Below are 12,613 nucleotides of genomic sequence, written 5' to 3'. Positions count from 1 at the left end.
GCCAGCTTTCGTTGGCAAAACAGGTGATATGGAATAGACATGCGGTCTTCAAGCTTGCACAGGTCAAAATGTGGGAGGGGGTAAGCCCCCTCCCACATTGGCATGTGTTATCTCGGATATTTCAGGGTAGTTCGAGGCCGCCGGCTGCCTTGTGCAGTGACCGCAGGTGTTCTCCCAACTGCTTGAGGCTGGCCTCGCACGCGGCAATCTCGGCCGCGCGCGCAGGTTCCAGCAGCGCCCTCACCTCTTTATCCAACTCACCGGTCAGTGATTGCAATTGCTTCTGGCGCTCGGCACTTTCCGACTCCAGGCGTTTGGCTTCCGACGGTTGCGGCAGGCCGTAGCCGCCGCTGTCCAGCAGTTCCGCCGGGCGGCTGAGGAAGCCGCTGTTGGCGAGGATCTGCTGCAGGGTGGCGTTGGCCTTCTCCATACCGCCGTTTTTCAGCTCGCGGGCACCGAGGTAGCGTTGCTTGACTTCGTCCTGAGCGAGCATCAACTGTTTGCGAAAGCTGGCTTGCTCCAGCAGCAGCAACGCGGCGCTGGTACGCAGGTCGGCCTGATCGAACCATTGGCGACGCTGCGCTGCGCTCAGCGCTAACCAATCTTCCACCTGGGTCTGCTTGATCGGCAGATGCTTGCGCAGCACGTCGAACATCGCCTGATAGCGCTCGCGGAACGAGTCAAAGTGATAGCCCAGGCGCAGCGCTTCGCGTTTGTCATTCAGTACGCTGGTATCGGCCAGGCCGCGGGCTTGCAGCACTTCGAGCAGGCCGTTGGGGGTGATGTTATCCAGGCCAGTGAGTTGCGGGTTTGCGCTGCCGCTGCGCAACAGTTTCAGGCTTTCGACCGCGCAGTTATTGGACAGGAAATAGTAGTTGCCGTCGTAGCTCCAGTGCATTTCTGCAGCGTGTTCGACGGTGTCGTTGATTTCCTGGCGCGACAGTTTCAGCGGCACGGAGGCCAGGCCGCGCAGCTCGGTCTTGGTGTATTCGTCGATGACCTGGGCCAGCGGCAACACAAACAGGCGTGACGGGTATTTGCCCACCAAGCCGTCCCAGCTCGACAGCTGAACGTCGCCGACAAATGCGCGATAGGACAGCACCAGGTGCTGGTCCAGATCCAGCCGACAATCCGGCCCACGAGGGCGGCCCGGTGCGCAGATCACCAGGCGCAACATGCTGTGGCCCCAGCGGCTCACCAGGTTCTGGTTGGCTTCGGCCAGCAGGTAGTCGATTTCGTAGACCCGTTCCGGGTCCACATGACCCAGCGGCGTCTTGGCGAAATCGTTGCCGGCATTGAGAAACGGGTAGGTCTTGGCGCAGGCGTCCTGTACCGGCGGAGCCCAGCCGAAGTGCTGCTGGTAATAGCGGAACAGTGCGGGACGCCGGCAGGCGTAGCTCGGGTCGAGGAGAAAGTACTCCATGTTGACCGCGACGAACTCCAGTGGGCTGGTGGTTTCGTAAATATCCGGGCTGCGTGCAACTTGGCGATTGTGCTGCTCGCGTTCGCCGCGACGACCGACATATTGCGGCCAGCCGGCAAGGTCCAACAGGCGCGGATCATCGCTGAGGGAGAAACGCCGGTCGTTCTGTCCGCGGCACTGATCGGGCAGGCCAATCAGGCCGGTGATGCTGTTCTGGCGGCTGCAACGCTGGATCAATGTGCGCTCGTCTGGAGACCATAGGCGCGCACGGTCATAGATATGGGTCAGTTCATGCAGGACCGTGGCGAGCATTTCACGGCGCACGGTGCCGTGGGGACGATGGGTTTTCTGGGTGGCGGCGCTGCCGTCGGTCAGGCTGTCGAGCAGGTTGCGGTTGAGGTCCAGTTCCGACACCAGCGAAGCCTGGCCGTAGGCGTTGTCGGGCATCTTGTCCGTCCAGCCGACGTCGATGCGCCGGTCCAACTGCTCGACGAAGCGCGGTGGCAACGAGCGCATCGCTTCATCGAGCAATGCCTGGCTGGCCTGCTGTTGGGCCGGGCTCAAGCCATCTGTCTTGAGCCGCAGTTGCAGGCTGGCCTGGGCTGCGCCGGCACAGAGCAGCACCGTCCCGGCCAAGAGCCAGGCGACAAGGCGCCTCACAGAGCGAGAATAGCTTCGGCGAGGGTCTGGTCACTGGCATCGCGAGCTTCCGGCAGGCGGGTGCGCAAGGTGTCGAAGGCGGCTTCCAACTGTGCACCGCGGATTTCGCCGTTGCTGGCGACGAAGCTCGCCGCATCATCGTGGGCTTCACGCACGACCTTGGAATCGCGGATGGAGGTGGTGGTGTCCGAGGTGAAATCAATGGTGCGGCCGGAGGCACGAACGATGATGTTACTGGTGGCCACCAGGGTATGCGCCTGGGCAACGTCGGCCAACAACAGCAGGCCAAGGGTGGCGGCGATCAGCGGGCTACGCATGGAATTACTCCAGTTACAAAGATAGAAATATGAGGATGATTATTGGACGAGAATTGCCTGCGCCAGTTCAAGGTCGCCGGCATGAAGTTTTGGTTGGGTGCGACGCAGGTAATCAAGCGCCGATTCCAGCCGTGCGCCCCGCCACTGGCCGTCAGTGGCGATAAACGCGGCAGCGTCATCCTGGGCGGCCATGATGACTTTGCGGTCGAAGGGGGCCGAGGTCACCTTGCTGGTGGCGTATGCGCTCGCGACGGTGCCCTGGGTGATCAAGTCAAAGGCTGAAACCAAAGGCGACCAGCAGGCAAAAAACAATACGGGGACCAGGAACAGGCGGAATGAAAAAGCCATGGGACTCGACTACTGAAAACGAGCGCCAAGGCTAGCGCAATGCTTGGGCGAGAGCCAGTGAAGGTGTCAGGGAGCGGGCGCTCCCCTTGTGTGGCCGTTTCAGATGGCCAGGATGGCCTGGGCCAGTTGTGCATCCGTTGCGGTGTTCAATTGCGGTGCTTGCTGGCGGATCTGAGCCAGCGCACTTTCCAGTTTCACGCCACGAATCGCGCCTTCGCTGGCGACAAAGCTGGCGGCATCGTCACGTGCGGCGCGCACGATCTTGTTGTCACGCAGGGATGAAGTCGCATCGGAGGTAGCGTCGGAAGTGGCTTTCAGCGCGCCGACGATGGAGTCGGTGGTCACGATGAAGCTGGATGCAGTGGCGTTGGCAGCCAGGGCCAACAAGGCAGCAGCGCTGAGCAGACGAAGGCGGGACATGGGGTGACTCCTGTAAGTGAACAATGAATGTGGTGCAGGGCGGTATCCAGATGCTGACTGGATATTAGGCTGCGGCTTATCAGTTCGGGTAGATTTTATGCAGCGTGCATAACTGTACTTATTATATTGTAAATTTTATAAACTGTACCTGTTTCGTAGTGCAAGACCCGAGAACAACAAAGCCCGCCTCCGGTCTCCCGGGGCGGGCTTTGTTTTGAATAATCAGTGCTGGCAGTGGACCCGTTGGGTCAGGGCCAGCGGGCGCCCATTAGCGCCAGAACGGCTTGCTCAGCTCTTCGTAGCGTTGAGCTTCGCTGATGCCGGCGTCAGCAAGCAGACGCGAATCCAGACGAGCCAGTTGATGGCGGCTGGAGATGCGGCGCTGCCACAACATCAGGTTGGCGAGAACGCGCAAAGGCAGGGAAGCCTGGGAGTTTACAGCTTTTTCTTCGAAGAACAGTTCGGAACTGAGTGTACGTTCCATGATGACATCCTTCCGCTTGTGGCGGGATTAGGTAGTGGTTTAACTGATGCCAATGATCCTCCTCCGGCGCAAGACTCTCTAGATACAGTTCACTTGTATTGTGAGGGGCCAGTTAACTGTTTATAGGTGCTGTACTGTACGGAAATGGGGCAACTGTACCTGTCCGCACCGAAATAGTGCGAAATAGGCAATTTCGAGTGAGGGAGTAGGAATTATCGGTAGGAAAACACCAGTACAGCAGTACAGTTTTTTCAAGAAGTGAGGCTGAGCCAGCCAAGCTGATGAAACTGTGTTTGCATCAGCCCGGATCTGTATCAATCAAGCCTTGAGCATATGCCCGGTTTCTTCCAGGTTAATGTGCCAACTCAGTGCTTCACGCAGGATATGCGGGGTGTGCCCGCCGAGAGCGCAGGCGGTATTGAAGTAATTGTTCAGCGCATCGCGGTAGGCCGGGTGCACGCAGTTGTCGATGATCACCCGAGCGCGCTCGCGCGGCGCCAGGCCGCGCAGATCCGCCAGGCCTACTTCGGTGACGAGGATGTCGACGTCGTGCTCGGTATGGTCCACATGGCTGACCATCGGGACCACACTGGAAATCGCGCCGCCCTTGGCGATCGATTTAGTCACGAAGATCGCCAGGTGCGCATTACGCGCGAAATCGCCGGAGCCGCCAATCCCGTTCATCATCCGCGTACCGCAGACATGGGTGGAATTGACGTTGCCGTAGATGTCGAATTCAAGCGCGGTATTGATGCCGATAATGCCCAGGCGTCGCACCACTTCAGGGTGGTTGGAGATCTCCTGCGGACGCAGCACCAGTTTGTTCTTGTAGTGCTCCAGGTTGCCGAACACATCAGCGTTGCGCCGCTCCGACAAGGTGATCGAACTGCCTGAGGCGAAACTCAGTTTGCCGGCGTCGATCAGGTCGAAGGTCGAGTCCTGCAAGACTTCCGAGTACATGGTCAGGTCTTCGAACGGCGAGTCGATCAAACCGCACATCACCGCGTTGGCAATATTGCCGATACCCGCCTGCAGCGGGCCGAGCTTGTTGGTCATGCGCCCGGCGTCCACTTCCTGCTTGAGAAAGTTGATCAGGTGATTGGCGATGCCTTGGGTGTCACTGTCGGGCGGCGTCACGGTGGACGCGGAGTCCGCCTGGTTGGTGATGACGATGGCGACGATCTTTTCCGGCGGGATCGGGATCGCGGTGCTGCCGATGCGATCGTCAACTTTCACCAGCGGGATCGGCGTGCGGGTCGGCCGGTAGGTCGGGATATAGATGTCGTGCAACCCTTCCAGGTTCGGGTTGTGCGCCAGGTTGATCTCAACGATCACTTGCTTGGCGAAAATCGCAAAGCTGGCCGAGTTACCGACGGAGGTAGTGGGCACGATATGCCCTTGCTCAGTGATGGCAACGGCCTCGATCACCGCAATGTCCGGTAGCTTGAGCTGGTTGTTGCGCAGTTGCTCGACGGTTTCCGACAGGTGCTGATCGATAAACATTACTTCGCCGGCGTTGATCGCTTTGCGCAGGGTACTGTCGACCTGGAACGGCATGCGTCGGGACAGTACGCCGGCTTCTGTCAGTTGCTTGTCCAGGTCATTGCCCAGGCTGGCGCCGGTCATCAAGGTGATTTTGAGCGGCGAGGTCTTGGCGCGTTCGGCGAGGGCGTGGGGGACGGCCTTGGCTTCACCGGCACGGGTGAAGCCGCTCATGCCGACGGTCATGCCGTCCTCGATCAGTGCGGCGGCGTCTGCCGCGCTCATGACCTTGTTCAACAGCGAAGGCAAGCGGATACGATCACGGTACATGAATGGTTATCTCAGGCTACGGAAGCAAGGTGGGCAGTGTAGTGATTTCAAAAGATTTCGGCCCGCTACCATGGTCGAATGTGAGGCCGCGATTTAGAGCCTTTGGTCGGGTTTCACGCAGCAATAAAAAACCCCAGCCTACGTGAGGCCGGGGTTTGGAGTATTGCGCTGACGCAGTGTTAGTCGACGGCTTTGACCATGTCTTCAATGACCTTCTTGGCGTCACCGAAAACCATCATGGTCTTATCCAGGTAAAACAGTTCGTTATCCAGCCCGGCATAACCGCTGGCCATCGAGCGCTTGTTGACGATGATGGTCTTGGCCTTGAACGCTTCCAGGATTGGCATGCCGGCAATCGGTGAGTTCGGATCGTTCTTCGCGGCCGGGTTGACCACGTCGTTTGCGCCAAGCACCAGCACCACGTCGGCCTGGCCGAACTCGGAGTTGATGTCTTCCATCTCGAACACTTGGTCGTAAGGCACTTCGGCCTCGGCCAGCAGCACGTTCATGTGCCCGGGCATACGGCCTGCCACCGGGTGGATCGCGTACTTCACGGTGACGCCGTGGTGGGTCAGTTTCTCGGTCAGCTCCTTCAGCGCGTGTTGCGCCCGCGCTACCGCCAAGCCGTAGCCCGGGACGATGATCACGGTGTCGGCGTTGGTCAGCAGGAAGGTTGCGTCGTCGGCCGAGCCGGACTTGACCGGGCGCGCCTCTTTGGCGCCTGCAGCGGCTCCGGCGTCCGGCGCATTGCCGAAACCGCCGAGCAGTACATTAAAGAAGGAACGGTTCATCGCCTTGCACATGATGTACGACAGGATCGCGCCGCTGGAGCCCACGAGGGAGCCGGCGATGATCAGCATCGAGTTGTTCAGTGAGAAACCGATGCCCGCCGCTGCCCAGCCGGAGTAGCTGTTAAGCATCGACACCACCACCGGCATGTCGGCGCCGCCGATCGGGATGATGATCAGCACACCGAGCACGAACGCCAGGGCCAGCATCAGCGCGAACGCGGTGAGGTTGCCGGTGAACATGAATGCCAGGCCCAGGCCCAGCGTCGCAAGGCCGAGCACCAGGTTCAGCTTGTGCTGGCCGCCGAACTGTACGGGTGCGCCCTGGAACAGGCGGAACTTGTACTTGCCCGACAGCTTGCCGAAGGCGATCACCGAGCCGGAGAAGGTGATTGCGCCGATGGCGGCACCGAGGAACAACTCCAGGCGGTTGCCCGCAGGAATCGCATCGCCCAAATGTTTGACGATGCCCAGGGATTGCGGCTCAACCACGGCGGCAATCGCGATAAACACCGCAGCCAGGCCAATCATGCTGTGCATGAATGCCACCAGTTCCGGCATCTTGGTCATTTCAACGCGCTTGGCCATGATCGAACCGGCGGTGCCGCCGACCAGCAGGCCGACAATCACGTAGCCAATGCCGGCCGTCGCAAGCTCAGCGCCGAGCTTATAGATGAGGCCCACGGTAGTGAGTACCGCCAGCGCCATGCCGAGCATGCCGAACAAGTTGCCGCGTCGCGACGTGGTTGGGTGCGACAGGCCTTTGAGGGCCTGGATAAAGCAGATCGACGCGATCAAGTAGAGCGTCGTAACCAGATTCATGCTCATGACGATGGCGCCTCTTCTTTTACTTTCGGGGCTTTTTTCTTGAACATCTCAAGCATGCGGCGGGTGACCAGGAAGCCACCGAACACGTTGACCGCCGCCAGGGCCACGGCCAGGGTGCCCATAGTCTTGCCCAATGGCGTAACAGTGAGCGCGGCCGCGAGCATGGCGCCGACAATCACGATCGCCGAAATCGCGTTGGTCACCGCCATCAACGGCGTGTGCAATGCGGGGGTAACGTTCCAGACCACGTGGTAACCGACATAAATCGCCAGCACAAAGATGATCAGGTTGTAGATACCGGGGGAGATAAGCTCTTCCATCGTCTGAATCCCTGCTTAGGCGTTTTTGCGGATGACTTGGCCGTCGCGGCACATCAGGCACGCGGCGACGATGTCGTCTTCGAGGTTGATTTCAAACTGCCCTTCCTTGGTGAAGACCAGCTTCAGGAAGTCCAGCAGGTTGCGCGCGTACAAGGCCGATGCATCGGCGGCGACAGCGCCGGCGAGGTTGGTCGGGCCGCAGATGATCACGCCGTTTTCCACAACCACCTGGTCGGCAACGGTCAGCGGGCAGTTGCCACCCTGGGCTGCCGCGAGGTCGATGACTACCGAGCCGGGTTTCATCTGCGCGACGGTCTCGGCGCTGAGCAGGGTCGGCGCTTTGCGGCCCGGGATCAGGGCGGTAGTGATGACGATGTCGGCTTGCTTGGCGCGTTCGTGGACGGCCAGGGCCTGACGCTGCATCCAGCTGGTCGGCATCGGTCGTGCGTAACCGCCGACGCCGACGGCGCATTCGCGCTCTTCATCGGTTTCGTAAGGCACGTCGACGAACTTGGCGCCGAGGGATTCGATTTGCTCTTTTACTGCCGGACGTACGTCAGACGCTTCGATCACCGCACCCAGGCGTTTCGCCGTGGCGATGGCCTGCAAGCCTGCGACACCTGCACCGAGGATTAACACGCGTGCAGCTTTGACGGTGCCGGCAGCGGTCATCAGCATCGGCATGAAACGCGGGTAGTGATGTGCCGCCAACAACACCGCTTTATAGCCGGCAATATTGGCTTGCGAGGACAGCACGTCGAGGCTCTGGGCCCGAGAGGTGCGTGGCGCGGCTTCGAGAGCGAAGGCAGTGATACCGCGCTCGGCCAGCTTGGCGATGGTTTCGTTGCTGAACGGATTGAGCATGCCCACCAACACGGTGCCGCTTTTGATCAGCGCCAATTCGCTGTCGCTGGGAGCAACCACCTTGAGAATCAGCTCGGCGCCAAATGCATCGTCGGCACTGCCAATGGTTGCGCCTGCCGTTTCATAGGCACTGTCGACAACGCTGGCCTTGATGCCTGCGCCGCTTTGTACAGTGACCTTATGGCCCTGGCCGATCAGCTTCTTGATGGTTTCCGGGGTGGCAGCCACCCGCGTTTCACCGGTCTGGGTTTCGAGAGGAACACCAATGTGCACGTCAAATCTCCTGCATGATCTTTTTGCTTTTGATCTTTTTGTAAAAAGGCCAGTGCACCGCGAGTGGCACAACTGGGGCGGCCGATCAGCACGATCCCGCTGAAATGACAGCGGGGCGCGGCATTTTGCAGGCGAACTTTACGGCCTTCAAGGGATTATGACGGGTGACGAAAAATTAACTACAAGTCACCCTGTGACTGATTGTCGCAATACCCTGGAATAACCTCTTTAAATACAGGTAATTAAAGAGGTCTAGGGAATTCTAGGTGGTTTTTACATCGCCGCTGTGAATAGTCGTGCATTGGCCTGTGATAGTCGCTACAAGCCCTGAAAATCATAGCGTTGGGCCATATTTTTCAACGACAAGTACAGTCTGTTTAAATGCGACATATAGTTATATCTGTAGTGGATTTTATTTATTGACTACAAAGTCAGTAAATCGCTACTGGTCACTAAATGCTGGAGCTGAAGCGCTTCGATTGATCGACCAGCCAGTCCTTGAATGCGTGCAGCGAGGCTGATTCGACTTTTCGGTCAGGAATCATCAAGTAATAAGCCTTCAGGCTGGTCAGTGCCTTAGGGCTTGCAACCACCAGCTGTCGCTCTTCGAGTTCTCGCTGGATAAGGAACGGCGGAATCAGCGCAATGCCCATGTCATGCATGGCGGCTTGGGACAACATCGAGAATAGTTCGTAACGCGGGCCTGTCATGTCGCGTGGGATATTCAACTGTTGGGCGTTGAACCACTGTCGCCAGGCGTAAGGGCGGGTGGTTTGTTGCAGCAATGGAAGTTCGGCGATTTCGTGAGGGGTGAGGCGCGCGCGTTTGCCCAGGATTCGCGGGCTGCACACGGGGACAGGGTTTTCTCCCATCAACCGGTGCGATTCGGTGCCCGACCACTCGGCATCGCCAAAATAGATCGCTGCGTCAAACTCGGTATCGGCAAACAGAAAGGGCCGGGTACGGTTGGTGAGGTTGACCGTCACTTCCGGGTGCTGGCGTTGGAAGTCTTTAAGGCGGGGAATCAACCATTGCGTACCAAACGTGGGGACTACAGCCAGCTCAATGGTATTCGCGCCCTGCTGTCCCATCACTGACAACGTATCGCGCTCCACGGCATCCAACTGTGCGGCGATTCTGCGGCTATAAGACAGCCCTGCTTCTGTCAGTTTTACTCCGCGACGTGAGCGCCGAAACAGCTCGACACTCAAAAACTCCTCAAGACTGGCGATCTGGCGGCAGATGGCGCCTTGGGTGATGGAAAGCTCCTGCGCCGCCTTGGTAAAGCTCTCGTGGCGGGCTGCTGCTTCAAAACTGACAAGGGCGGTGGTGCTGGGAATTTTTCTGCGCATATACCTTGTCCTCACTTATGAATCGCATATGTGGCGCTTTATCGGGTTTCGAAGTGACAAATTAGCACAACCTTATGCGCAATCCTCGTTTGCTCTAGTCGCTCCCTCGGCCTAGGCTCCTTTCACGATTTCTGATTTCTGTTCGAGGACTTATTCATGGCTGGCAAGGCAAGCTTCAACTGGATCGATCCGCTGCTGCTGGATCAACAGCTCACCGAAGAAGAGCGCATGGTGCGCGACAGCGCTGAGCAATTCGCTCAAGACAAGCTGGCGCCGCGTGTCCTCGAGGCCTTTCGTCATGAAAAGACCGACCCTGCGATCTTCCGCGAGATGGGAGAAACCGGTTTGCTGGGGGCGATGATCCCGGAGCAGTACGGTGGCAGTGGCCTGAACTACGTCAGCTATGGGCTGATTGCGCGGGAGGTCGAGCGCGTCGACTCCGGTTACCGTTCGATGATGAGTGTGCAGTCGTCATTGGTGATGGTGCCTATCAATGAGTTCGGTACCGAAGCGCAGAAACAGAAGTACCTGCCGAAATTGGCTTCTGGCGAATGGATTGGTTGTTTTGGTCTGACCGAGCCCAACCATGGCTCTGACCCGGGTGCAATGATCACGCGCGCGCGCAAAGTGGAGGGTGGTTACAGCCTGACCGGCGCGAAGATGTGGATAACCAACAGCCCGATTGCGGATGTGTTTGTAGTGTGGGGCAAGGATGACGCGGGTGATATCCGCGGCTTCGTCCTTGAGAAAGGCTGGAAAGGCCTGAGTGCGCCGGCGATTCATGGCAAGGTCGGTCTGCGCGCCTCCATCACCGGTGAGATCGTGATGGATAACGTGTTCGTACCCGAAGAGAACATTTTCCCGGATGTGCGGGGGTTAAAGGGGCCTTTCACCTGCCTGAACTCGGCGCGCTATGGGATCTCCTGGGGCGCGTTGGGCGCCGCTGAGTTCTGCTGGCATACCGCTCGCCAGTACACCTTGGACCGTCATCAGTTCGGCAGACCCTTGGCGGCGACTCAGTTGATCCAGAAGAAGCTGGCCGATATGCAGACTGAGATTACCCTGGCCCTGCAAGGCTGCTTGCGGCTGGGCCGCATGAAGGATGAAGGCACGGCTGCGGTAGAGATTACTTCGATCATGAAACGCAACTCGTGCGGCAAGTCCCTGGATATCGCGCGTATGGCGCGGGACATGTTGGGGGGCAACGGCATTTCCGACGAATTCGGGGTCGCGCGCCATCTGGTGAACCTGGAGGTGGTTAACACCTATGAAGGTACTCACGACGTACATGCCCTGATCCTGGGGCGTGCGCAAACCGGTCTTCAGGCGTTCTATTAATAGGAGCACGGTATGGGCGCGCTTTCGCATCTGCGGGTGCTGGATTTATCGCGAGTGTTGGCGGGCCCTTGGGCGGGGCAGATCCTTGCGGACCTGGGGGCTGAGGTCATTAAGGTCGAGCGGCCGGGCAATGGTGATGACACGCGTGCCTGGGGGCCTCCCTTCCTTAAGGATGCCCATGGTGAAAACACCAGCGAGGCGGCGTATTACCTGTCTGCCAATCGTAATAAAGAGTCGGTGACTATCGACTTCACGCGACCGGAGGGGCAGAAGCTGGTGCGCGATCTGGCGGCCAAGTCCGACATCCTGATCGAGAACTTCAAGGTTGGTGGCCTGGCGGCTTATGGGCTCGACTATGAGTCGCTAAAGGAGATCAATCCCGAGTTGATCTATTGCTCGATCACTGGCTTTGGTCAGACAGGGCCTTATGCGGCGCGTGCAGGCTATGACTTCATGATCCAGGGCTTGGGCGGGCTGATGAGTCTGACCGGTCGGCCGGAAGGTGATGAGGGTGCCGGTCCGGTGAAGGTGGGGGTGGCATTGACTGACATCCTCACTGGGCTCTACTCGACAGTCGCGATTCTTGCTGCGCTGGCACATAGGGATCATGACGGCGGTGGGCAGCATATCGATATGGCGTTGCTGGACGTGCAGGTGGCGTGCCTGGCCAATCAGGCGATGAACTACCTGACGACGGGGGTGGCGCCGAAGCGGTTAGGCAATGCTCATCCAAACATTGTGCCTTACCAGGATTTTCCTACGGCTGACGGTGACTTCATCCTGACGGTGGGTAATGACGGGCAGTTTCGCAAGTTCGCTGAAGTGGCTGGGCAACCGCATTGGGCGGATGATCCGCGTTTCTCTACTAATAAGGCACGGGTGGCTAATCGGGCGCAGCTGATTCCGCTGATTCGCCAGGCGACCGTCTTCAAGACGACAGCTGAGTGGGTGTCGGCGCTGGAGCGAGTGGGAGTGCCTTGTGGGCCTATCAATGACCTAGCGCAGGTATTTGCCGATCCTCACGTCAGGGCGCGTGGGCTGGCGATGCAGTTGCCTCATGCGCTGGCGGGGATGGTGCCGCAGGTCGCCAGTCCGATTCGGTTATCCAAGACGCCCGTGGAGTATCGGAGTGCGCCTCCTTTATTGGGAGAGCATACCGCGCAGGTGCTGCAGGGTGTGTTAGGTCTGGCGCCAGCAAATGTGGCTGCGCTGAGGGAGGCTGGAGTCATCTGAGGGCTTCTTCTATATAGGAGTATGTTGGTGGTTTTTTAATCGAATCCAACTCTTTGATAGAAAAGCAAAATTAATAGTTGACGGCAGATTCTGGAAGCCTATAATTCGCCCCACTTCCGGCGCAGTCGAAACGGAAAACTCCTTGGTAAACAA

Annotated in this window: 12 protein-coding genes; 2 read left to right on the top strand and 10 right to left on the bottom strand. The window is 58.7% G+C overall.

Annotated features, from left to right (window positions below; all coding sequences use genetic code 11):
- Window positions 1–121: 121 nt before the first annotated feature.
- The 10 genes from V6M90_RS29415 to V6M90_RS29370 form a co-directional block, all read right to left on the bottom strand.
- Window positions 122–2,083 carry a DUF7844 domain-containing protein gene (locus tag V6M90_RS29415; RefSeq protein WP_141062751.1) on the bottom strand — a complete coding sequence of 654 codons (1,962 nt, stop codon included), beginning with the start codon at window positions 2,081–2,083 and terminating at the stop codon, window positions 122–124.
- Window positions 2,080–2,400, bottom strand: a complete 321-nt coding sequence (locus tag V6M90_RS29410) for a DUF2388 domain-containing protein (RefSeq protein ID WP_003170830.1) — start codon at window positions 2,398–2,400, stop codon at window positions 2,080–2,082. The genes V6M90_RS29415 and V6M90_RS29410 overlap by 4 nt, the downstream gene beginning before the upstream one ends.
- Window positions 2,401–2,439: 39 nt before the next feature.
- The gene (locus V6M90_RS29405) at window positions 2,440–2,748 is read right to left on the bottom strand and encodes a DUF2388 domain-containing protein (RefSeq protein ID WP_003170831.1); all 309 of its coding nucleotides are present in this window, start codon (window positions 2,746–2,748) and stop codon (window positions 2,440–2,442) included.
- 99 nt (window positions 2,749–2,847) lie between these two features.
- Window positions 2,848–3,168: a DUF2388 domain-containing protein gene (locus V6M90_RS29400; protein WP_003170832.1), complete on the bottom strand. Its 321-nt coding sequence runs from the start codon at window positions 3,166–3,168 to the stop codon at window positions 2,848–2,850.
- 268 nt (window positions 3,169–3,436) lie between these two features.
- A complete protein-coding gene (locus tag V6M90_RS29395; RefSeq protein WP_003170833.1) occupies window positions 3,437–3,652 on the bottom strand; it encodes a DUF1127 domain-containing protein in 216 nt (71 codons plus the stop codon).
- A 318-nt stretch (window positions 3,653–3,970) separates the two neighbouring features.
- On the bottom strand, window positions 3,971–5,464 hold the full coding sequence (locus V6M90_RS29390) for an acetyl-CoA hydrolase/transferase family protein (protein ID WP_003170834.1): 1,494 nt from the start codon (window positions 5,462–5,464) through the stop codon (window positions 3,971–3,973).
- A gap of 179 nt (window positions 5,465–5,643) precedes the next feature.
- Window positions 5,644–7,080 (bottom strand): NAD(P)(+) transhydrogenase (Re/Si-specific) subunit beta, encoded by a 1,437-nt coding sequence (locus V6M90_RS29385; RefSeq protein ID WP_003170835.1) that lies wholly within the window; start codon window positions 7,078–7,080, stop codon window positions 5,644–5,646.
- Entirely contained in the window at window positions 7,077–7,400 is a 324-nt protein-coding gene (locus V6M90_RS29380) for an NAD(P) transhydrogenase subunit alpha (RefSeq protein WP_003170836.1), read from the bottom strand. Before V6M90_RS29380 ends, V6M90_RS29385 begins: the two co-directional genes overlap by 4 nt.
- Window positions 7,401–7,415: 15 nt before the next feature.
- Window positions 7,416–8,537 (bottom strand): Re/Si-specific NAD(P)(+) transhydrogenase subunit alpha, encoded by a 1,122-nt coding sequence (locus tag V6M90_RS29375; protein ID WP_141062749.1) that lies wholly within the window; start codon window positions 8,535–8,537, stop codon window positions 7,416–7,418.
- A gap of 452 nt (window positions 8,538–8,989) precedes the next feature.
- On the bottom strand, window positions 8,990–9,889 hold the full coding sequence (locus V6M90_RS29370; protein ID WP_003170840.1) for a LysR family transcriptional regulator: 900 nt from the start codon (window positions 9,887–9,889) through the stop codon (window positions 8,990–8,992).
- Between the two features lie 156 nt (window positions 9,890–10,045).
- Here V6M90_RS29370 and V6M90_RS29365 point away from each other — a divergent pair, with 156 nt between their 5' ends.
- Window positions 10,046–11,227 carry an acyl-CoA dehydrogenase gene (locus V6M90_RS29365; RefSeq protein WP_003170842.1) on the top strand — a complete coding sequence of 394 codons (1,182 nt, stop codon included), beginning with the start codon at window positions 10,046–10,048 and terminating at the stop codon, window positions 11,225–11,227.
- A gap of 12 nt (window positions 11,228–11,239) precedes the next feature.
- Complete coding sequence (locus V6M90_RS29360) at window positions 11,240–12,460, top strand: CaiB/BaiF CoA transferase family protein (protein WP_003170844.1); 1,221 nt, start codon at window positions 11,240–11,242, stop codon at window positions 12,458–12,460.
- Window positions 12,461–12,613: the final 153 nt, after the last annotated feature.

Source organism: Pseudomonas lactucae, from assembly GCF_036688725.1.
Lineage (GTDB): Bacteria > Pseudomonadota > Gammaproteobacteria > Pseudomonadales > Pseudomonadaceae > Aquipseudomonas > Aquipseudomonas lactucae.
Note: the sequence above shows the minus strand (reverse complement) of the source record. Positions and strands in the feature narration are given on the sequence as shown.